Source organism: Streptomyces dysideae (assembly GCF_001514305.1).
GTDB classification, from domain to species: Bacteria; Actinomycetota; Actinomycetes; order Streptomycetales; family Streptomycetaceae; genus Streptomyces; species Streptomyces dysideae.
In genome coordinates this window covers 1-20,823 of the sequence record NZ_KQ949135.1, presented here as the reverse complement: position 1 = coordinate 20,823, position 20,823 = coordinate 1, and the positions used below count along the sequence as shown (strand labels likewise).

Annotated in this window: 16 protein-coding genes and 1 pseudogene; 8 read left to right on the top strand and 9 right to left on the bottom strand. The window is 70.9% G+C overall.

The features are described from left to right. Nucleotides 1–162 precede the first annotated feature (162 nt). Both AQJ91_RS46195 and AQJ91_RS46190 read left to right on the top strand, forming a co-directional pair. A complete protein-coding gene (locus AQJ91_RS46195) occupies nucleotides 163–1,494 on the top strand; it encodes a prolyl oligopeptidase family serine peptidase (RefSeq protein WP_234383441.1) in 1,332 nt (443 codons plus the stop codon). Between the two features lie 196 nt (nucleotides 1,495–1,690). Then, nucleotides 1,691–2,962, top strand: a complete 1,272-nt coding sequence (locus AQJ91_RS46190; RefSeq protein WP_067035690.1) for a poly(ethylene terephthalate) hydrolase family protein — start codon at nucleotides 1,691–1,693, stop codon at nucleotides 2,960–2,962. Nucleotides 2,963–3,761: 799 nt separating this feature from the next. Here AQJ91_RS46190 and AQJ91_RS46185 read toward each other — a convergent pair. Next, entirely contained in the window at nucleotides 3,762–4,664 is a 903-nt protein-coding gene (locus AQJ91_RS46185; protein WP_234383440.1) for an RlpA-like double-psi beta-barrel domain-containing protein, read from the bottom strand. Between the two features lie 134 nt (nucleotides 4,665–4,798). On the opposite strand from AQJ91_RS46185, the pseudogene AQJ91_RS46180 reads away from it, so the two are divergent. Then, nucleotides 4,799–5,041 (top strand): annotated as a pseudogene (locus AQJ91_RS46180) (AbfB domain-containing protein); the annotation flags it as partial. 296 nt (nucleotides 5,042–5,337) lie between these two features. Here AQJ91_RS46180 and AQJ91_RS46175 read toward each other — a convergent pair. Continuing rightward, on the bottom strand, nucleotides 5,338–6,390 hold the full coding sequence (locus AQJ91_RS46175) for a LacI family DNA-binding transcriptional regulator (RefSeq protein WP_067035685.1): 1,053 nt from the start codon (nucleotides 6,388–6,390) through the stop codon (nucleotides 5,338–5,340). Nucleotides 6,391–7,079: 689 nt separating this feature from the next. On the opposite strand from AQJ91_RS46175, the gene AQJ91_RS46170 reads away from it, so the two are divergent. Next, nucleotides 7,080–8,324: a ferredoxin reductase family protein gene (locus AQJ91_RS46170; RefSeq protein ID WP_407697055.1), complete on the top strand. Its 1,245-nt coding sequence runs from the start codon at nucleotides 7,080–7,082 to the stop codon at nucleotides 8,322–8,324. 79 nt (nucleotides 8,325–8,403) lie between these two features. On the opposite strand, the gene AQJ91_RS46165 is transcribed toward AQJ91_RS46170, so the two are convergent. The 6 genes from AQJ91_RS46165 to AQJ91_RS46140 form a co-directional block, all read right to left on the bottom strand. Continuing rightward, on the bottom strand, nucleotides 8,404–9,072 hold the full coding sequence (locus tag AQJ91_RS46165) for a dienelactone hydrolase family protein (protein WP_067035679.1): 669 nt from the start codon (nucleotides 9,070–9,072) through the stop codon (nucleotides 8,404–8,406). A 172-nt stretch (nucleotides 9,073–9,244) separates the two neighbouring features. After that, the gene (locus tag AQJ91_RS46160; protein WP_067035676.1) at nucleotides 9,245–10,426 is read right to left on the bottom strand and encodes a site-2 protease family protein; all 1,182 of its coding nucleotides are present in this window, start codon (nucleotides 10,424–10,426) and stop codon (nucleotides 9,245–9,247) included. Between the two features lie 185 nt (nucleotides 10,427–10,611). After that, nucleotides 10,612–11,679 (bottom strand): LacI family DNA-binding transcriptional regulator, encoded by a 1,068-nt coding sequence (locus AQJ91_RS46155; protein WP_067035717.1) that lies wholly within the window; start codon nucleotides 11,677–11,679, stop codon nucleotides 10,612–10,614. Between the two features lie 94 nt (nucleotides 11,680–11,773). Further along, complete coding sequence (locus AQJ91_RS46150; protein WP_067035673.1) at nucleotides 11,774–14,137, bottom strand: beta-galactosidase; 2,364 nt, start codon at nucleotides 14,135–14,137, stop codon at nucleotides 11,774–11,776. Next, a complete protein-coding gene (locus AQJ91_RS46145; RefSeq protein ID WP_067035670.1) occupies nucleotides 14,137–15,900 on the bottom strand; it encodes a glycoside hydrolase family 35 protein in 1,764 nt (587 codons plus the stop codon). Before AQJ91_RS46145 ends, AQJ91_RS46150 begins: the two co-directional genes overlap by 1 nt. Nucleotides 15,901–15,914: 14 nt before the next feature. Further along, on the bottom strand, nucleotides 15,915–17,105 hold the full coding sequence (locus AQJ91_RS46140) for an MFS transporter (RefSeq protein ID WP_199848207.1): 1,191 nt from the start codon (nucleotides 17,103–17,105) through the stop codon (nucleotides 15,915–15,917). 149 nt (nucleotides 17,106–17,254) lie between these two features. On the opposite strand from AQJ91_RS46140, the gene AQJ91_RS46135 reads away from it, so the two are divergent. The 3 genes from AQJ91_RS46135 (at nucleotide 17,255) to AQJ91_RS46125 (ending at nucleotide 19,458) form a co-directional block, all read left to right on the top strand. Continuing rightward, nucleotides 17,255–17,980, top strand: a complete 726-nt coding sequence (locus AQJ91_RS46135; RefSeq protein ID WP_067035667.1) for a helix-turn-helix transcriptional regulator — start codon at nucleotides 17,255–17,257, stop codon at nucleotides 17,978–17,980. After that, nucleotides 17,977–18,954, top strand: coding sequence for a threo-3-hydroxy-L-aspartate ammonia-lyase (locus AQJ91_RS46130; protein WP_067035665.1), 978 nt, complete (start codon nucleotides 17,977–17,979; stop codon nucleotides 18,952–18,954). The genes AQJ91_RS46135 and AQJ91_RS46130 overlap by 4 nt, the downstream gene beginning before the upstream one ends. Before the next feature lie 141 nt (nucleotides 18,955–19,095). Beyond that, on the top strand, nucleotides 19,096–19,458 hold the full coding sequence (locus tag AQJ91_RS46125; RefSeq protein WP_067035662.1) for a cupin domain-containing protein: 363 nt from the start codon (nucleotides 19,096–19,098) through the stop codon (nucleotides 19,456–19,458). A 36-nt stretch (nucleotides 19,459–19,494) separates the two neighbouring features. On the opposite strand, the gene AQJ91_RS46120 is transcribed toward AQJ91_RS46125, so the two are convergent. After that, nucleotides 19,495–20,472, bottom strand: coding sequence for an NAD(P)-dependent alcohol dehydrogenase (locus AQJ91_RS46120; RefSeq protein WP_067035659.1), 978 nt, complete (start codon nucleotides 20,470–20,472; stop codon nucleotides 19,495–19,497). Nucleotides 20,473–20,624: 152 nt separating this feature from the next. On the opposite strand from AQJ91_RS46120, the gene AQJ91_RS46115 reads away from it, so the two are divergent. After that, on the top strand, nucleotides 20,625–20,823 hold a 199-nt coding region (locus AQJ91_RS46115; RefSeq protein ID WP_159054817.1), incomplete at its 3' end, for a helix-turn-helix domain-containing protein.

Here is a 20,823-nt window from a genome sequence, read left to right as displayed (position 1 = left end):
CAACGCGCCGCCCGTTTCCGGAAGTCCGGAGCAGGGCGAACACCTCCACACACACCAGGCACCCGGTCCGGGTGCCCCACAAGACCGAGACGAGGACGCATGAGACGGATCACCAGACGTACGGCGCTCGCAGTCACAGCAGGCGCGGTCGCGGCGCCGGCCGTGAGCACGGCAATCGCCTCGGCCGCCGACACCACGACAGCCACATCTCAAGGACGACAAGCGACCTCCGGGCGCAATCCGGTCCTGCGAACGGACCTCGTCACGCGGGTGACGCCGAGGAACAACTGGCTGGTGACAGCCGTCGCCCTCCAGTACTCGCATCGCATTGACCTGAGCGGCGGGGTGATCCCGCCCTCGGCCTTCCAGGTGAAGGCCACCGTGGGCGGACAAACGGCGGCTCGCACGGTGACCCGGGTCTACTCCAGCACCACCGCCGAAGTGGACGACCGATCTCGCCCAGGACGGCCGGGGGACCGCCTGATCATCGAACTCGACCCGAACGACTCCAACGCGCGGGCCGCGGGCACCGACCCCCTTCCGCTCGACCGCGCCTACTCCGTCAGACAAGTGGCGGACGTGCACGCCCCGGAAGGCGAACCAGTGCTCAGGGCTGGTCCGTTCGCGAGCCGGAACGACGACGTCATCACTCCCGTGGTCGACGACTTCGCCGCCGGTTCCTTCACCGACTCCGCAGGTTTCGAACTGGACTTCCGGCTGTACCAGCCCGAGGGATTCGTACGGAACCCGCAGACGCGCAAGCGGTATCCACTCGTCGTCACCCTGCACGGCGGTGGCGAAGTCGCGGACAACAACATGACCCAGCTCACCTCCAACCGGATCGCGGTCACGTTCGCCAAACCGGAACGACAGCGCCGCGACCCCGCGTTCGTCCTCTCTCCGCAGATCCCCCTGCCCCGTCCCATGGACGGACCCGACGGCACGGACTGGACCGACGCCAAGGTCCAGGCCGCTCTGAGCGAACTCATCGACACCTTCGTGAGCGAGCACTCCCGAAACGTGGACACAGCTCGGCTCTATCTCGTCGGCCTGTCCTCGGGTGGGCGCGGTATCTACAGCCTGCTGGCGAAGCGCCCCGACACGTTCGCGGCTGCCCTGCCCACGGCCGGCTGGGGCGACGCGACCACCATGGACAGGATCACGCACATCCCGATGTGGGCCGACCACTCCGTCGACGACCCGGTCGTCCCCTACCGGGAGGGCCGGTTCGGTAATCCCGGCACCTGGACACTGATGAACGCGCTGGAGACCGCCGGTGCTCGGGTCAGCCGTGGGGAGTGGGCCAACGATCTGCCGAAGGCACAGTTCGAGGCCCGGTCCCGGGCGCTCCTACGGCAGGCCCGGGCCACGCGCAGTCACGTACTTTTCACGAGCTACACGCCCGGCACGACACCGGTGAACCCACACCTCGCATGGGCCCAGACGTATGAGAACGACGTGGTCATCGACTGGCTTTTCGATCAGTCCCGGTAGCCGCCGCACGCGGCGCCCCTTCCCTTTCCTTCCGCACTGTGAGAGATCACCTACCGGCGAATCCGGCAGACCTCACAGCGCGGGCGCACCCCGCTGTCCGGTTACCGCGCTCGCACCGCTATCCGGAGGTAAAGCAATGCGTCCATCCAGTCGTTCCACTCACACGACCGTGCAGTTACGGACCCGACCCCGTGCCATGACGGCACTGATCGCACTGGCAACCACCATCGGCTTGGCGCTGACTCTGCTGACAGTTGCCGCCCCGCCGGCGGCCGCCGCTGACCTGCTGTCCCAAGGCCAACCCGCGACCTCCTCGTCCACCGAGAACGCGTCCACTCCCGCGTCGGCGGCGGTGGACGGCAACACCGGGACGCGCTGGTCGAGCACGTTCAGCGATCCGCAGTGGCTGGAAGTCGATTTGGGCGCCACCGCCACCATCAGCCGAGTGGTGCTGCGCTGGGAGGCCGCGTACGCCCGCGCGTTCCAGATCCAGACCTCCGACAACGGCACCGCCTGGACCACCATCTACTCGACCACGACCAGCACCGGCGGCGTGCAGACCCTCGACGTGAACGGCAGCGGCCGGTACGTCCGCTTCCACGGCACCCAGCGGGGCACCGCCTACGGCTACTCGCTGTGGGAGTTCCAGGTGTACGGCTCCGGTGAGGGCACCCCTCCGGGCAACGGCATCCCGGACCCGACGACCGCTTCCCTGGAGGCCACCAACGGGCCGCTGACCACCGCCACCTACACCGTTCCCAGCCCAACCGGGTACGGCTCCGGCACGGTCACGTACCCCACGAACAGTAGCTCGTATCCGGGCGTCGTACTGATGCCGGGCTATCAGGGCACCCAACAGAACCTGCAATGGCTCGCACCCCGCCTCGCCTCCTGGGGCTTCGTCGTCATCAACGTCGGCACCAACACACTCACCGACGATCCCGAATCGCGCGGCCGCCAGATCACCGCCGCAGGCACCCAGCTGCTCGCCCTCGGCAACGCCCCCGGCAACCCGATATCCGGGAAGCTCAACGGCACGCTCGGCGCGGTCGGTCACTCGATGGGCGGCGGTGGCGTCATGGCGGCCCTCCGGGACGACACGCGCTTCCGGGCGGGCGTGCCCACGGCCCCGTACTACCCGAACGCGAACTTCTCCGCAGTCACCGAGCCCACGTTCTTCCTGACCTGTCAAAGCGACCCTGTCGCCCACGGCAACAGCTACGCGGTGCCCTGGTACAACTCCATGCCCCAGGCCGAGAAGCTCTACATCGAGGTTCCGGGCGACCATCTGTGCCCGATGACGGGCTCCGGTAACAAGGCCAAGCAGGGTAAGTGGATCGTGTCGTTCCTCAGTCTCTGGCTGCGTGCCGACACCCGCTTCAGCCCGTTCCTGTGCGGTCCCGTACGTGACGCCGACAAGAGCAACACATCCCTGGTCACGCGCTGGATGGACACCTGCCCGTACTGACCGGCTCGCTCGGAGCGCTCCGCGGCCCGCCGACGCAGCGCTCCGAGCCTGCTGCCGGAGCCGTCGATGCCCCGCCCGCTGGACCAGGCCAATGCCCGCCAGCACACCGGCATGTCGCACTCGGACGTGTCGGCCGTCCGCTGGCAGGTCTGCCAACCCTGACGCAGAACCAGGGCGGCCCAGCGGCTGCCCCCGACCAGCAGGCGTCCGTCGGGGCGGACGGCGAGCGCCAGGCCGGTCAGTCCGGTGAGCACCCGGGTGCGGCGGGCGCGTGCGGTGACCCAGACCTCGGTGTTGAGGTCGCGGGAGGACGAGACCCGGCCGGTGTAGACGGTACGGCCGGACGGGCCGAGGGCCAAGGCCACCACGGGGCCGGTCGCGACGATGCCTCACCTGGTGCGGAGACCCCGTAGGCGAACGGCGTGCCGACCGACATCGGCTGGCACACCAGCGCGGGTCCCGGTCCCGCCTACCGCATGACGGTCGGCGGGACAGCACCTCGCTACGGAGCTGTCTTCGAACGCAGAGGCACGTCCCCCTCGTCAGGCCTTCGAGTCCTACTTCGACCACGGCGGCGGCCTACTGCGAGGCCGCTGTCCCACCGACCAGCTCGGCAACGCCCAGGCACCCAGGTCCGAGCCAGGTGCGACAACGGCCGGCGCGGGATGGTCCCGCACGTGACCACGGCCGCCGGGATCCCCGCGGTCGCGACCGGTCCCGGCCCTTGACGGACAGCCAACTGAATCGGCAGTCGCCGCCCCGACTTCCGGTGAAAGAGACGCACGCGTGCGCGGCGGGGTCAGTGCCGGGCGAACTGGACCCCGGTCGGTTGCACGACGTTCGGCCGCAGCGCGATCCCGCTGATGGTCAGTCGTTCTCCGTAGATGTCCGTGACTCTGATCGAGCTGCCGCATCCGCTGCCGTTGGCGGAGATGAAGTAGTTGTATTCGGTGCGGGGCAACTGCCGCCAGCCGCCGCTGGTCCGGACCTCCAGGCGCGCGACCGGGTTGCGGTGGCCGATCGCCTGGATGCCGCACCAATAAGGGTTGGACCCGGTCTTGTACCTGATGGAGATGGTGTCGGACGTGCTGGGACTCAGCAGCTGCCAGGTGACAGATATCCGGCCGACCTTGAGATCGGCGAGTTTGGCGAAGGCCTGTTGGCCGAGGTCGAGTTGCCCGGGTGCGCAGGGCAGGGGGCATTCGTTGGTGATCCGTACCGTGATCGACTTGCCGTTGGCCGCGCGGACCACCACGTATGCGCCGCACGCCCTGGACGTCTCGTAGTCCGTGGTGTTCATGGCCGCGATCATGAGGTCGGGACTCGGGCCGAACAGGCAGGCGCCGTTTCCGTCGTCGGCCTCGTAGGCGGTGGCGACCCCGGTGTAGGTGGTGTTGGGCCGAATCCGCCCTGCCGACGATGGCGTGGTGGACGCCGTTCGCGAAGGCCGCGGGGTGGCTGTGGCCGAAGGGCGTGCTGTACCGGTCGTCGCAGCGGCCGTCGGCTTCGGCGTCGGCGTGCCGGTCACGGGAGGGGTCGCCGACGCGCTCGGGGTGCCCGTCGTGGTGGTGGTTCTCACCTGGGTGGTGGCGACGGGCGTGGTCGCGGCATGCCCTGCCTCCGCCTCGCGGGCGGGGAGCAACCCCATGACCAGGTAGGCGAGAACGCCCGCGGCGGTCACCGCCAAGGTGGTGCCCAGCACAAGCCTGCGTCTTTGCCTGCGCTGACGCGCGGCCTGCCTCGCTGTCTCATACCTGTCCGTTCGGAAGATCGAGCCGATGGTGCACTGCTGAGTGACCGCAGAGAGCGAAAAGGTTGCCTTCGATTTGAGTGAGGCCCAGTGCCGTCCTGCGGCACGCCGGATACGACTTCCAGCCGGCCTACGACGACGGCACCACCCAGTTCGCCGCGGACGCCACCTTCCGCCAGGTCGCCGGGCTCGCCGACGCAAGCTGGTCGTCGTTCCAGTCGTACAACCACCCCGACCCGTACATCCGCCACTACGCGTACCAACTCCGCCTCGACCCGATCAACACGGCGACAGGGCGCGGCGACGCCACCTTCCGCGTGACGAACTGACCCGACGCCGAATGTACGAGGGGGCACCGGGTCAGCGGGGCTGCCGTGACGCGTGGGAGCGCTGGGCGAGCCGGCCAGGGCGACGGCGCCGAGCAGGAGTCCGAACTCCCGCAGGGGGCTTCGGCGCCGCCGGCGAATTCCGAGCTGGGCCGGTGGTGCAAGGCGTTGCCATTGCCATTGCCGTTGTCGTGAGTGGTGATCGTGCGTCTAACGGCACACCAGGACCAAGGGCCGACTGATCCAAACGAAACTGCCTGGCGAGGCAATGCCCCGCCGATGCGGTCCGGGCGCTGCGGTCAGGGTGTGCCGTTCCCTCGCCGTACCGGGCGTCGTGTGGACCGGCGAGGGGCCAGGACCGGCTGCACGAGCCGATGCCGGTCCACACCGCTGCGGGCGTTGATGAGAGCGATCAGCAGGTCGACCGCTTCGTCGCTCACCCGGTCCGGGCGGAGGCTGAGCGTGGTGACGGGCGGGGTCGTCGTCGCGTAATCCGGATCCTCACTGATGCAAGCCACCAGCAGATCCTGCGGCACTCGAAGCCCGTGGTGCCGGGCGGCGGCGAGGATGTTGTGACCGGAGTCGGAGTAGACGCCGATGACGGCGTCCGGTCGTGGATCGCGGTTGAGCAGCCGGCTGACAGCGTCCCGTTCAGCCGTGAAGTAGTCGGGCAGCGAGGCGTACTCCTCGACGAGGGCGGGCATGTCGTGCTCGGCGCACCAGGAGGCGTAGGCGCGTCCGATCAGGTGCGGGTACTCGTCGTCGTGCAGCGGCTGGGAGAGTGCGATCCGCCGGGCGCCGGCCTCCGTGAGGTGGTCGAGCAGGAGGCGCAGGCCCGCTTCGTAGTCGGTGTCCACCCACGCGTCGCGCCAGTGCGGCTGGGGCGGCCGGCCGTCGGTGACCATCGGGATGCCCCGCTCCCGCAGGATGGAACGCACCGGGTCATCGGCGCGCGGCTCGACGTGGATGACGCCGTCCATCGGCGTGTTGAGCCACATCCACGGTGACAGGGAACTCGGCATCACCATGAGCATGTAGCCGCGCTCGTGCGCCGTCGCCATCGCGCCCAGCGTCAGCTGTGCGTAATAGGGGATCTCCATGTACGAGACGGGAAGGTCGCCGTACGTCGTCATGGTCAGACCGAGCACTCCGGTGCTCCCGCGGGCCAGGGCCCGGGCCGCGCTGGCCGGGGCGTGACCGACCTCGCGCGCCGCGGCGAGCACGCGCTGCCTGGTCGCCTCGGACAGCCGTCCGGTGCCGTTGAGCGCGTTCGACACCGTGGCCGTGGACACCCCCGCCCGTGCCGCCACAGCGCCGAGCGTGGGTCGCCGCCAGACACGCGAACTCGTCATGTGTGTACCCCATGCACCCCAACAGCCCCATGACGGCTTGTGGTTAACACCTTAATCACTCAGCGTACCCGGCGACGGCGGCCGGGACGGCCGCCGGGTGAGGAGTGATCAGATGCCAGATGTTCCCGACGGCACCTCCGCGGCACCCGCGGACGGCCCGCTGCACCGGCTGAGGTTCCTGGCCGCAACGGGACGGGCCCGAGCCGAGGCTGCGCAGCGCAGGACGCGCTGGGCCCCGGCCGGGCATCGGGCGGTTCCTGTTGCCAAGGTCACTGACCCGCGCATCGCGTCGGCGTCTTCGGCGCGTAGGGCTGCCGACCCGCTGGTCCGGCTGTCTGCGGGGTCACGAGGGTGATGTCGAGGAAACGAGAGGGCGCCCCGCGAAGTGATCGCAGGGCACCCCGTGAGGCACGTGCGGTCCGCTCGACCAGCGTGCCGATCGCGGAACAAGAACAGTCGAGGCCAAGTAGGGCCAACTTCTCGCCATGTTCCGTACTCTTGCTTCGCCCAGGGGCGCCGTATCAGATCGGGACGCTCGGGTCCCCGCGACCGCGCGGGTACCGGGCCAGTGCGTCACATGGACAAGAGGGGAAACGGTGGAGGCGACAAGTACACAGGTGCGACAGGGCACCATACCTCCGGTCGTCGCGGCGCGGTGGGCGCTGTGGACGTTTGTCATCGTCAACTTGGTGATCGTCGAGGTCTTGTTCCTCACCGCCGGGACAGGCAAGAACGGGGTGCTCACGGTCGCCAAGTTCTTCGGCCTGCACGCCGCCGTGCTGATGATGTTCCAACTGCTGCTGGTGGCCCGGCTGCCGTGGCTCGACCGCCGTATCGGCATGGACCGGTTGACGGTGTGGCACCGGTGGGTCGGCTTCACCCTGCTGTGGACCCTCCTCACCCACGCCGTGCTGGTGGTGCTGGGCTACGCGAGGCTCGATGACGCGTCGATGACGAAGACGTTCGTCGCGCTGGCCGGAGTGCCGGCCTCTCTGTTCGGGATGCTGGCCGCGGCGATCGTCGCCGTGGTCGCCGCCGTCTCCGCCCGACAGGTGAGGCGGCGGCTGCGGTACGAGACGTGGCACGGCGTGCACCTGTTGCTGTACCTGGCGTTGGGGCTGGCGTTCGTCCACCAGTTGCAGGAGACCACGACCTTCAGCTCCTCCGCGCCCGCGGTGATCTACTGGTGGGCCCTGTGGCTGTTCGCGTTCGGTGCCCTGGTCACGGGGCGGATCGTGATGCCTCTGTGGCGCAACGCCTATCACCGATTCGAGGTCGTGGCGGTGGTGCCGGAGTCGGACGACGTGGTGTCGGTGCGGGTCACCGGCCGCCACCTCGACAGGCTGCCGGCCAGGGCGGGCCAGTTCTGCATCTGGCGGTTCCCCGGGCACAACCACTGGTGGCTGGCCAACCCCTTCTCGCTGTCGGCGGCACCCGACGGCCGCACGTTGCGCCTGACGGCCAAGGCGGTCGGCAGTACCAGCGCCGGCCTGCGGCACGTCCCGGTCGGGACCCGCGCGTTCGTCGAAGGACCGTACGGGGCGTTCACCTCGTTGCATCGAACGCGGCCCGGCGCACTGCTGATCGCCGGAGGAGTGGGGATCACGCCGGTTCGAGCCCTGCTGGAGGAGGAGCCGGCCGGCGACGTCGTGGTGCTCTACCGGGTTCGAAGCGAGGACGACGCCGTGCTGGTCGACGAGGTACGAACTCTGGTCGCGGGCCTCGGTGGGCGCCTGCATCTGCTCACGGGCCGCAGGGGGGAAGGTAGCCCGCCGTTCGAGCCGGAGAGTCTCCGTGCCCTTGTCCCCGACATAACCGAACGCGACGTGTACGTCTGTGGCCCGCCCGCGATGACCTCGGCCGTGCTCAGCGCCCTGCACAGGCTGAAGGTTCCCCACCTGCAGGTGCACGCCGAGCGGTTCGGTCTGGCCTGACGGTGCTGAGGCTCCGATGGGCGCGCCCATCGGAGCCTCAGCGCGGATCCGCATGTCGTGCAACAGCTGGAAGAACTCCTCACTCGTCAGGCCCCTCTCGCGACGGCCGCAGAAGATCGTCGCACCACTCCCTGGTCCTTGCCACCGCCTGTTCCAGCGAACCCCGCTCTTCGAACGGCTGAATGGCGTCGGGCAACACGCGGACGGAGTGCGGAGCGCTCAGTCGTGCAGCGGTCTCCTCGCTCAGTCGAAGCGCCGCCGGATCCTGGCTGCCGGCGAGGACCAGCACCGGCACGCGTACACGCCCCGGAGCATCGCCCGCGAGATCGGGCCGTCCACCCCACAGCACCACCGTCAGCACACGGTCCGGCAGCTCCGCCGCAGCTTCCAGTACGGCGGCGGCCTCGGTCCCGGTGCCGAGCAGGACGACCGGCAACCCCCGGGTCTCGGGCTGTATCTTCACCCAGTCGACGGCGGCCACCAGACGATGGCCCAGCAGCCCCACGTCGAGGCGCTGTTCGTCTGCCAGTGCGTCCCGGCGGTCCTCGCCCTCGCTGAGAAGATCCACCAGCAGCGTGCCGAATCCCGCTGTGCGCAGCTGGGCGGCGATCGACCGGCTGTGCCGGCTGTGCCGGGACCTGTCGATGCCGTGCGCGAACAACACCATCGCCCGGGCCGACGTCGGAACGGCGAGGTCACCCGAGAGGTTCACGCGAGCGGCGGGTACCGACACCATCTCGGAAATCATGGGTATCACCTGTTTCCCAGGCCGCACGGCGAAGACATCCTCGGCCCGGGGCGCCGGGTTCCCGCCGCCGCGTCCGCGAAACCGTGGGTGGAGGATCTCAAGGCCGTACGAGAAGCCCCGGGGCGATGACCTTTGTCGCCGTCCCTGTCGTCCCTGTCCTGTCTGTCGGGATTCAGGAAGACGCGGGAGACGACCGACCGGGGTGCAGGGGTGTCCGGGGCGTGCGGGATCCGGCGGCCGAGGCCAGCCAGGTGATGGTCCGGCTGACGTCGGAGCTGGTGACGATGCCGACGAGCCGTCCGTCGGCGAGGACCAGGGCCTGGTGGACGGGGGACGCCTCGAGGGCGGGCAGAAGTCCGGTCAGCGGGTCGTCGGGGCCCGCGGTCGGCAGGTCGTCGACCGCCACCATGGCCGACGCGATCGTGGTGGAGTCGCGCTCGGCCACCGGGACCTCACCGGCGCGGTTCACACTGATCACGCCGACCGGCCCGCCTCCGGGGTCGGTCACCGGGAAGGCCGAGTGCCGGTACTGCCACGGCGCACCGCTCAGGAACTCCGTGACGGTCGACGCGGCCGGGACCGTCGTCGGGTCGGGGGTCATCGCCTCCCGTACCGGCACCGAACCCAGCAGCTCCCGCACCTTCGCCTGGCCGCCCTCGGCCGTCGCCATGGCGCTCATGAACCAGCCGATGATCAGCAGCCAGACGCCGTCGATCACGGCCCCCATGAAGACGAGGTAGAGGCCGGCGGCGACGAGCAGCCAGCCCAGGCCACGGCCGGCGGACGTGGCGACCTCCGTGGCCCGCAGCCGGCTGCCCGTCCGCCACCACACCGCCGCGCGCAGCAGCCGTCCGCCGTCCAGGGGCGCGGCCGGGAGGGCGTTGAAGACCGCCAGCATGATGTTGATGGCGGCCAGCCAGGCGAGCGCTTCGAGCACCAGCCCGGAGCCGTACAAGGCGCCGAACAGCACGGTGAGCAGGGCGAACACGATGCCCAGCAGCAGGCTGACCAGGGGGCCGATGCCGGCGATGCGCAGCTCCGCCACCGGGCTGGGCGCCTCGCTCTTGAGCCGGGCGACCCCGCCGAGCAGCCACAGCGTGATGCTCTCGCTGCCCACTCCGTTGCGCCGGGCCACCAGCGCGTGGCTCAGTTCATGGGCCAGCAGCGACAGGAAGAACACCACCGCCGTGATCAGGCCGACCAGCCAGTACGACCACACCGGGCGGTCGGGATGGGCGTCCGGCAGACGGCCGCCGGCCAGCCCGAGCGCGATCAGGACGAAGATGACGAGGACGCTCCAGTGCACCCCGACCCGGATACCCGCCAGGCGCCCCAGCGAGAACGTCGCCCCCATGACAGACACCTCCTCCACCGAGGAGGGCGAGTACCCGGGAACGGCCCGGATATCCCTGGCACGCGGTGTCAGGCCTCGGTCCCCACGGAGCGTGTCGTGGGCAGCTCCCGCCCGATGCGGCCGGCTCGTGCGGCAGCTGAGCGGCCAGATGGTCGGCCACCCCTTGGGGGACGCTTCCCGCCGGGTCAACGCCCGGGTGCCGGCCCGCTGCTGCCGCGGACCACGAGGTCGACCGGTACGAGCGTGTCGACCTGGGGCGGCTCCGCGAGGCCGTCGATCCGGTTCAGCAGGAGGCGCAGGGAGCGCGTGCCGATCTCCGCGAAGTCCGTACGCACGGTCGTCAACGGCGGCAGGAAGTGCGCGGCCTCGGGGATGTCGTCGTAGCCGACGACGCTGACGTCGCCGGGCACCGACCGCCCGGCCTCATGCAGGGCGTGCAGCACCCCGAGGGCCATCTGGTCGTTGGAGACGAACACCGCCGTGGCATCCGGACGTGCGGCCAGCCGACGGCCCAGTTCGTAGCCGGAGTCGGCGCTCCAGTCGCCGATCAGCGGGGCGGGCACCTCGGTGCCGGCCGCCTCCAGACTCGCCTGCCAGCTCTCCATCCGGTGGTCGGCGGACGTCCAGCCGGTCGGGCCCGCGATGTGCCAGACGGTGGCGTGGCCGAGGCCCAGCAGGTGCTCGACGGCCTTGCGGGCGCCGGCCCGGGAGTCGCCGGTGACCTGCTGGGTGTCGGTGTCGAGGCCGTTCTCCAGCACGACCAGGGGAGTGTCAAGGTGGGTGTCCGCCAGGGCCTTGCCCACCCAGAGCTGCGGGGCGATGGCGATCACCCCGTCCGCGCCCTCGGCGGAGAGACGGTTCACCGCCTCGACCACCGTGTCGGAGTCCGCCGTGTCCAGGGCGATGGAGCTCAGCAGGTAACCGGCCTTCTGGGCCGCGGTGTTGATCGCGGTGAGGATCGACGCCGGTCCGTAGCGGGCGGCGTCGAAGGAGATCACGCCGAGCATCCGGGTCCGGCCGCTGGCCAGCGACCTGGCACTGCGGCTGGGGCGGTAGCCGAGCGTCCGCATGGCGGTCAGGACCGTCTCACGGGTCTCGGGGCGGACCGACGGATGATCGTTGAGTACGCGGGAGACGGTCTGTTTGGAGACACCGGCCAGCCGGGCCACGTCGTCCATCACGGGGCGCGAGCCCGCGAAGTTCCGTCTGCTGCGCCCCTTCGGGGCTGAGCCGTCGGCGGTGCTTCGGGTCATGATGGCTGGTCCCTCGACATGGTCGGCATCGTCACGGCGGTCGTGTCCCGCACGGCAGGACCACAGCATAGGCACGGCCGTACGGGACGACGCCTCAGCCCGCCCGCACCGCCCAGGTGCGGGTCGTGACCCACTCGGCGTGCGTGACCGCGGCCGTCTCCCCGGCGCCGTCCGCCTCCCGCGGCACGTACACCGCGGCGTCGGCGTGCAGCGGCAGCACCTTCAGCCGCAGGGCACCGGCGGGCAGCCGCCCGAGGTCCCAGACCCGCCCGGAGAAGAACTGGTCGGCGATCAGTTCGTCGCCCGCGTACGCCCGTCCGACGTCCCCGGTCCAGTGGACGCGCAGGACGGTCCCCGCCGGCAGGTCCTCCGGTACGTCGACGTGGTACTCGGCGGCCACGGTGTCGAAGTACTTGTCGGCGGGCACGCTCGCCCGGTCCAGCACGCCTGTGGACGGCTCCGGCGCCGGACCCGCGGGCCCGACCAGGGTCACGGGCACAGCCGTCTCACCGCCCCCGGCCCCGGTCCGCACGGTGTACCGCGTGAACACCCCGTCCACCGCCTCTGTCACCGTCGCCCCCGCCACCGTCGGCGCCCGCTCCGGCGCGGGCAGCACCGCGAACGACGGCCGAGCGGCCGGGCTGTGCAGCCGTACCTCGTCGTGGTCGAAGACGACCCCGTCCGCGCACAGCACCAGCCGCTCGGCACCCCACGCCACACCCCGGTACGCGGTACGTGCCGTCGCCGCCTCCAGGACCAGCAGGCCGACCCGCCCGCCGTCCGCCGTGCCGACCTCGACCAGGGCGTCGGTGCCGGGCCGCAGCCCGGTCACCAGGAGGCGGCCGTCGGCCTGGGTGATGTCGCCGGACGGCAGCCCGACGGACGTCACCGTCCCGGCGTCCAGGGCGAGTTCGGGAGCGATGCCGTCGGTCGCGGCCAGCACCAGGACCGTACGGCCGTCGTCGTCGACCGTGCACACCGGCTGCGCGGTCGCCCACTCCAGCCGCAGGCCCGCCACGTCGAGGCGCAGCGGCCAGCAGAAGTAGGCGCCCGAGGGGACGGTCACGGGGAAGGAGGGCAGGTTCAACGCCCTTGCCTCGCCCGGGAATTCGACCGTGAAGGACGTGTCCGGGTGGTGCGGCAGCGGTTCGTGCGGCTGGTGGTTGTTGACGAACAGGAACCCCGAGGTGCCGCCGGCGCGCACCGCCCAGCGCAGGGTGTCCCGGTCCCGCTGGCCGACGGGCCGACGCTCCGGGAGCACCGACTCCATGGGGGCGATCAGATGGCCGAAGTCCGCCAGCATCAGGTGCTGGAGACGGAGGTGGTGGTACGAGTCCCGGTACTGGCCGTACTCGCCGAGCGGTGCCTGGAAGTCGTACGTCAGGACCGGCAGGTCGTTCGGATAGTCCGTGGCGTGGGACTCCTGCAGCGGCGCCGGCTCCCCGGCCGGGTTCGTGCCGCCGTGGAACATGTAGAAGCCCTGCCACACCGAGCCGCAGCCGATCTTGGTGAGGCCGAGCGCCCCGATGTCGTCGGCGTCCACGCGCGGCCGCCGGTGGTACGCCACCGCCATGCCGCCGCCCAACTCGCAGGTGGCCCAGGGGAACCGGTCCGCGAAGGCGTCCGGGTCGCCGCCCCTGACGGTGGTCGGCCGCAGGTCGGCGCCGATGCCCTCGTCGTCGCGTTGGTGGGTGAAGAAGAAGTGCTTGCGGCAGGTGTCGGGCCAGCCGCCGGCCGCCTCCGTCCAGAACGCCTCGGTGTAGCCGCCGTACAGCGGAAGCAGTTCGTCGGGCGGGAGCCGGACCCCGCCCCAGGCGGTCGACGTCCACAGCGGGGCGTCCAGGCCGGCCTCCCGCGCCATCCGCTTCAGCGTCAGCAGATGGCCGGGCTGGTCGTAGAGCTCGTTCTCGATCTGGATCGCGACGATCGGGCCGCCGTGCGCGCGGTCGAGTCCGCGCAGTTGTCCGGCGACCGCCGCGAACCAGGCGCGTACGGGCTCCAGGTACGCCGGGTCGTCGGTGCGGTGCGTGCAGTCGCGGGCCATGAGCCAGTCGGGCAGGCCTCCGTTGCGGACCTCCGCGTGGGACCAGGGGCCGATACGGGGGATGAAGTCCAGGCCGTGCCGGGCGCACAGCTCGGCGAAGCGGCGCAGGTCGCGGTCGCCGTCGAAGCGGACGCGGCCCTCGATCTCCTCGTGGTGGATCCAGATGAGGTAACTGGCGACAGCGGTCACACCGCCGGCCTTCGTCTTCAGCAGCTCCTCCTCCCACTCCGCGGCCGGGTAGCGGGAGTAGTGGAACTCGCCGGAGACCGGGAACCAGGGGCGGCCCCCGCGGATGAGCCAGCGGCTGGTCACCTCGATGGGGTCGGGCACGCCCGGCGCGTCGGTGAAGGGCAGATGGCCGCTGAGCGGGGGAGCGGCGGGCGCGGGGACGCGCAGCTGGTGCTGGTCGGTCATCAGTCGTTCTCCGGGCCGAGGTCGGGCGTGTCGGTGAGCTGGGCGCGGGTGCCGGTGGTGGCGTGCAGCTCCAGCAGGACGAGGTCGTTGACGCCCGGGCGCAGCACCGGGGCGGGGACGTACAGGGTGTGCTGCGGACCGCGGTTCCAGTAGCGGCCGAGGTGGAAGCCGTTGACCCAGGCCTGGCCCTTGGTCCAGCCGGGCAGGGCGAGGAAGGCGTCCGCCGGTGTGTCCACCTCGAAGGTGCCGTGGTGGAAGGCGGGACCGGTGCCCGTGCTCGCGTCGGACGGCTCGAAGGGCACGGCGTCCAGGTTGTCGAGGGGCAGCGGGTGGCAGTCCCAGCCGTGCAGGGCGGTGCCGTTGAAGGTGACCGGGCCGAGCAGGCCCTTGGGGGCGCCGATGCGGGGGCCGTAGTTGACGCCGCCCATGTTCTCGACGAGCACGTCCAGCGTGGCGCCGGGCCGGGGAACGCGCACGGGGAGGGTCTCGTCGTGGCGTTCGCGTTCGAGGACGCCGACGGGGGCGCCGTCGAGGAACACCTGGGCGCGGTCACCGACACCGCCCGCGAAGTGCAGCAGGCCGTCGCCCGCCGCCATGAGAGTCGTACGGTAGAGCACGTAACCGGCGTGCGCGCCCAGCTCGTTCATGGTGGCCGGGTCGTCGGCGCGGACCGGCTCGGCGAGCGTGCCCACCTGCGGCAGCAGAGGAGCCCGGCGGTTCAACTCGACTGCGCCGGGCGGGAGTTTGGGAGCCGGCGCCGGGACGGGCTCGTCCGGGACCGGCGCGTGGCGGGCGATGACCTCACGGAACGCGTGGTACTTGGGACCGGGGTCACCGCACTCGGTGAGCGCGGCGTCGTAGTCGTACGACGTGACGGTCGGCTCGTAGGCGTGCTTGTGGTTGGCGCCGTTGGTGAAGCCGAAGTTCGTGCCGCCGTGGAACATGTAGATGTTGACGGACGCCCCCGCGGACAGCAGCCGGTCCAGGTCGGCGGCGGCGTCGGCCGCGTCCCGCACATGGTGGGGCCCGCCCCAGTGGTCGAACCAGCCGATCCAGAACTCGGCGCACATCAGCGGGCCTTGGGGCCGGTGCGCGCGGAGTTCGGCCAGGTGCTGGTCGATCCGGCCGCCGAAGGTGCCCGTGGCCAGGACACCGGGCAGGCTGCCGGCGGCCAGGTGCTCGGGATCGGCCTGGTCGCAGGTGTACAGCAGCTCGTCGACGCCCCTGGTGCGCAGCGCCTGTTCGAGATGCTTGAGGTAGGCGGAGTCGTCGCCGTAGGCGCCGTACTCGTTCTCCACCTGAACGGCGATCACCGGGCCGCCCGCCGCGGCCAGGTGCGGCAGCAGCGGAGGCAGTAGCAGGTCCAGATAGCGGTCGACCGCCCGCGTGAAGCGCGGGTCGCTGGTGCGCAGCCGGATGTCGGGGTCCGCGATGAGCCAGGCGGGCAGACCACCGTCGTCCCACTCGGCGCAGATGAACGGACCCGGCCGCAGCAGCACGTGCAGGCCCTCGGCGTGCGCCAGGCTCAGATAGCGCGGCAGGTCGAGGAAACCGTCGAGGACGAGCGGCCCGTCGGGGTCGGGCTGGTGCAGGTTCCAGGGCACGTACGTCTCGACGGTGTTGAGCCCCATCAGCCGTGCCTTGCGCAGCCGGTCGGCCCACAGGTCGGGATGGACGCGGAAGTAGTGCATCGCGCCGGAGATGATCCTCAGCGGCTCGCCGTGCAGCAGGAAACCGTCGGACGACGTCGTCAGAGCGGACATGCGGAAGCTTCCCTTCACTTCGACAGCGGTTCAGGGGACCGGGTACTGCGGATCAGCCAGAGAGTCGCCGCCAGGCACAGCGCCGAGACCCCGCCCAGCAGCAGCGGGACCGCGCGGACGCCGGACCACTCGATGGCCTTGCCCAGCGCCGGGCCCGCCGCCACGCCGCCGGCCATCGACGCGGCGATGACCAGGGCACCGGCCCGGCGGGCCCGCGGGGCCGCCCGGTTGAGCCAGGGCAGACCGGTCGGGAAGATCGGCGCGATGAACAGGCCGACACCGGCGTAGGCGTACGGGGCGAGGCCGGGGACGGTGGCCAGCAGCAGACAGACCGTCATGCCCGCGCACGAGACCGTGATGATGGCCTGGGCCGAGAAGCGCAACGCGATCGGCGCGACCAGGAACCGGCCGACGGTCATCATCAGCCAGTAGACGGACGTGGCGGTCGCCGCGACCCCCGCCCCGTAGCCGACGGTCTCCAGATGGGTCGGCTCCCATCCGCCGACACCGGCCTCGATGCCGACGTGCAGGACGTACAGCGCGACGAACACGGCCAGGACGGAGCCCAGACTGCGGGCCAGGACCGGACCCCCGCCGTACGACTCGGCGGCCGTCTCGGACGGTTGCGGCGCCCGGTCGCGTACGCCCTTCAGGCACAGCAGCAGCGGCAGGTTGGCCAGCGCGAAGCCGAGGAAGACCGCCGGATAGCGCCCGGCGCCGACCGCTCCGATCAGGGCCGGGCCGAGAATCGCGCCGATGCCGAAGTGGGCGTTGAGGATGTTCAGCATGGCCGTCGAACGGTGGCCGAAGCCGACCGCGAACAGCTGGTTGAGGCCGTAGTCGATGCCGCCGAAGCCGAGCCCGGCCAGCAGCGCCATGGCCAGGGCCGTCGGCCAGTCCGGCGCCGACGCGAAGCCCGCCGCGCCGACGGCCATCAGCAGATACGAGGCGCCGAGGATCCGCCGGTTGCCGATCCGGCCGAAGAGCCGGTCGAACAGCAGCACACCGGCCACCCCGCCGACGAAGTGGGCGCTCAGACCGAGCCCGGCGGCCGAGGGCGACAGGCCGAACTCCTCGCGGAACGCGGGGATCGCCGGTCCGTACAGGGCCTGGAGGGCGCCGATGAGTACGAAGCCCACGCAGGAGGCGACCACGGCGGCCGGGCTGAACACCGGGGTGTGCGCGGGTGCCTGCGTCGATGACATGGATGTGGATGTTACCGGTAACATCACACTCGTCGTCAAGATCCCTGCAGGGCTGATGTTCCTGGACTGTCTGTACAGAAGCTGGACGTATAGTCTAGGAATGGCTCGGGGGAAGGCCCGCCGGGTCAGGGGCGGACAGGGAGTGTGCGATGGCGGCCGAACGGGCCCTGGAGGCGGAGCGGAACGCGATCATCGCCGCGGTGAGCCCGGTCGTCGACGGCCTCGTGGCGACCTTCGGGCCGATGTGCGAGGTCGTCCTGCACGACTACCGGCAGCCGGAGAGGTCCGTGGTCGCCGTCGCCGGTTCGGTGACCGGGCGGTCCGTGGGCGGGGCGATGAGCGAGATCGGCATGCGGATCGTCGCGCGCGGCGACGAGGCGGGCGACGACCTGAACTACGTCACCCGCACCCGCTCCGGGAAGCTGGTCAAGTCGTCCACGCTGGTGCTGCGGGACTCGACGGGCGTGGTGTTCGGCGCCGTGTGCGTCAACCTGGACGTCACGGCGGTCAACGACGCCCACGCCCTGCTCGGCGCACTCGCCGGCGTCGGCGCCCCGTCCGTCGAGGTGCCGGTCACCACCTTCGGCAACGACATCGACTCCGTCGTCGACGCCATCCTCGACGCCCACCAGCTGCGGCAGAACCGGAGCTGGGCGGGGCTCGACCGCGAACAGCGCCTGGAGCTGTTCCGCGGCCTGGACGAGCGAGGCGTGTTCGCCGTACGTCGGGCGATCGAGCAGGTCGCCGCCCGGCTCGGCATCTCCCGCGCCTCCGCCTACAGCTACCTCTCGCAGGCCCGCGCCGCGAGTGACGCGACCGCCGCCGGAGCCACCCCTCAGGGGCAGCTCCCGACGTCCGATGGAGGACACCCGTGACGACCACCACCCCGCCTGTCACCCTCGACGACGTCCGCGACGCCGCCGCACAGCTGAAGGGTGTCGCACACCGCACGCCCGTGTTGCGCTCGCGCACCCTCGACGCGCTCGCCGGTGCCGAGGTCTTCTTCAAGTGTGAGAACTTCCAGCGCGTCGGCGCCTTCAAGTTCCGCGGCGCCTACAACGCCGCCTCCCGCCTGACCCCCGATCAGCTCGCCCGCGGCATCGCCACCTACTCCTCCGGGAACCACGCCCAGGCCGTCGCCCTCGCCGCCCGGGAACTCGGCACCACCGCGGTGATCGTCATGCCCGAGGACGCCCCGCCGTCGAAGCGGGCCGCCACCGCCGGCTACGGCGCCGAGATCGTCACCTACGACCGCTACACCGGCGACCGCGTCGCCATCGCCGAGGCCCTCGCCGCCGAGCGCGGCCTCACCGTCATCCCGCCCTACGAGCACCCGCATGTCATCGCCGGACAGGGCACCGCCGCACTCGAACTCCTCGAAGAAGTAGGTGGGTTGGACGCCCTGCTGACGCCGGTCGGCGGTGGCGGGCTGATCGCTGGGAGCTCCACGGTCGCCAAGGCTCTGCACCCGGGCATCCGTGTGATCGGCGTCGAGCCGGAGGCCGGCGACGACACCAAGCGGTCCCTGGAGGCGGGGCGGCGCATCAGCATCCCGGTGCCGCACACCATCGCCGACGGACAGGCCCTGCACACGCCCGGCGAGCTCACCTTCTCCGTGAACCGGCGGCTCGTGGACGAGATCGCGCTGGTCGGTGACGACGAGATCAGGGACGCCATGCGGTTCGCCTTCGAGCGACTGAAGATCGTCGTCGAGCCGAGCGGCGCCACCCCGCTGGCCGCCCTGCTCACCGGCCGCGCGGGCCCTCTTCCGCGCCGGGTCGGAGTGATCATCTCCGGTGGCAATGTGGACGCCGAGCGGTTCGCCCGGCTGTGCGGGGGCGGTGACTGAGCGGCCCGTCTCCCTCGTATGGCGGCCCCGACTGGACGGGCGCACGATGGAGCGGTGGGGCCGACCGATGGCGCGTGACGCGGCCGGAAGTCTGAGACCGGGCCCGGCCGCAGTGCGCGGCATCGGACGAAAGGAGCCGAGATGTTTGAGGTCAAGACGCTCGACAAGCCGGACGAGCGGCGCGATTTCCCCCGGGGCCACCTCGAAGCCGTCCACATGACCGGACTCGACTTCGCCGTGGGCACCTTCGAGCCCGGCTGGCGCTGGTCCGAGTCCGTGGCCCCGATCGCCGGGACCGACAGCTGCCAGGTCCACCACAACGGCTATGTCGTGCAGGGCCGGATGCGGGTCCGCATGGACGACGGCGGCGAGGGCGAGGTGGGACCGGGTGACGTGTTCGTGATCCCGCCCGGACACGACGCCTGGGTGGTCGGCGACGAACAGGTCGTGCTGTACGACTTCGCCGGCGCCATGGCACAGGACTACGCGAGGTCGAAGGAGTAACACCTCGGTGTGGCCGGCGCCGGGCGGCGGGCGCCCTCACACGGTGATCACGACTTTCGCGCGCGCGTGCTCCACCTCCACGTACCGGATGGCCTCGGCGGCCTCGCTCAGCGGATAAGTCCGCTCCACGACCGGGGCGATCTTCCCCGAATCGGCGAGGTCCCGCAGCGCGGTGAGGTTCGCCCGGCTGTGCCTCGCCGTGATTTCGAGCAGCCGCTGGCCGCGGACGAAGGGCGCCACCAGCCGCCGCTTCAGGAACAGCGCCATGGGGCCGACGAAGCTGCCGCCCTCGTAGACCCCGCCGCCGGACAGCACGAGGGTCCCGGTGGGGGTGAGCGCGCGCCGGAACTCGCCCAGCGAGTGGTTGCCCACCAGGTCGAGGACGACGTCGTAGCGTTGCCCTCCGCGGGTGAAGTCCTCCTGCGTGTAGTCGATGACGTGGTCCGCGCCGAGGGAGCGGACCAGGTCGATGTTCCTCGTCCGGCACACGCCGGTCACCTCGGCGCCGTATGCCTTGGCGAGCTGCACGGCGAACGTACCCACGCCGCCCGACGCGCCGTTCACCAGAATCGTCTGGCCCTGCTGTAGCTGCGCCACGTCCCGCAGGCCGATCAGGGCGGTGTTCCCCGCCAGGGGTATCGCCGCGGCCTGCTCGAAGGTGAGGTGGGCCGGTTTCGGCCCCACCGCGCTGTCCTTGGCGCACACGAACTCCGCGAACGCGCCGTCGGCCTCACCGAACACCTCGTCACCGGGCTTGAACCCCGTGACCCCCTCGCCCACCGACTCCACCGTGCCCGCGAAGTCCCGGCCCCGGATGCGGGCACGCGGCCTGCGGAGCCCCAAGGCCGCGCGGGCGACCTTGGGGTCGCCGTGCATCAGATGCCAGTCGTACGCGTTGACCGAGGCCGCGTGCACCCGCACCAGCACCTCGTCGCGGGCCGGCACCGGCCGGTCGACCTCCCTGAACTCCAGTACGTCCACCGAGCCGTACCGGTCCTGCGCCACAGCCTTCATCTGATTCCTCCGTGGATACCCCCGCCTTCAGGCGGGGGAGGGAACGGACTCCTGCGGAGCAGGGCAAGAGGCTGAGATTCGCCGCCAGGGCGGATCGCAGTGCTCTGACCCACAGGTTTGATCTTAAGTCGCAGCCTCGCTAGTTTGTGAGAGTGACCACGACGTGCGTGAAGCGGGCGTTCAAGTACCGCTTCCATCCGACCGATACGCAGGCAGCAGAGCTGTCGCGCACGTTCGGCTGCGTCCGCAAGGTCTATAATCTCGCCCTCGCCGCCCGTACAGAGGCGTGGGCGCGGCAGGAGCGGGTCAACTACAACGCCACCTCGGCGATGCTGACGGCGTGGAAGAAGA

Excerpts from the sequence above, each read along its gene's own strand:
- AQJ91_RS46190 (WP_067035690.1), top strand. The coding sequence starts at position 1,691 with ATGACGGCACTGATCGCACTGGCAACCACCATCGGCTTGGCGCTGACT.
- AQJ91_RS46175 (WP_067035685.1), bottom strand. The coding sequence starts at position 6,390 with ATGACGAGTTCGCGTGTCTGGCGGCGACCCACGCTCGGCGCTGTGGCG.
- AQJ91_RS46165 (WP_067035679.1), bottom strand. The coding sequence starts at position 9,072 with ATGATTTCCGAGATGGTGTCGGTACCCGCCGCTCGCGTGAACCTCTCG.
- AQJ91_RS46160 (WP_067035676.1), bottom strand. The coding sequence starts at position 10,426 with ATGGGGGCGACGTTCTCGCTGGGGCGCCTGGCGGGTATCCGGGTCGGG.
- AQJ91_RS46155 (WP_067035717.1), bottom strand. The coding sequence starts at position 11,679 with ATGACCCGAAGCACCGCCGACGGCTCAGCCCCGAAGGGGCGCAGCAGA.
- AQJ91_RS46150 (WP_067035673.1), bottom strand. The coding sequence starts at position 14,137 with ATGACCGACCAGCACCAGCTGCGCGTCCCCGCGCCCGCCGCTCCCCCG.
- AQJ91_RS46145 (WP_067035670.1), bottom strand. The coding sequence starts at position 15,900 with ATGTCCGCTCTGACGACGTCGTCCGACGGTTTCCTGCTGCACGGCGAG.
- AQJ91_RS46140 (WP_199848207.1), bottom strand. The coding sequence starts at position 17,105 with ATGTCATCGACGCAGGCACCCGCGCACACCCCGGTGTTCAGCCCGGCC.
- AQJ91_RS46135 (WP_067035667.1), top strand. The coding sequence starts at position 17,255 with ATGGCGGCCGAACGGGCCCTGGAGGCGGAGCGGAACGCGATCATCGCC.
- AQJ91_RS46125 (WP_067035662.1), top strand. The coding sequence starts at position 19,096 with ATGTTTGAGGTCAAGACGCTCGACAAGCCGGACGAGCGGCGCGATTTC.
- AQJ91_RS46120 (WP_067035659.1), bottom strand. The coding sequence starts at position 20,472 with ATGAAGGCTGTGGCGCAGGACCGGTACGGCTCGGTGGACGTACTGGAG.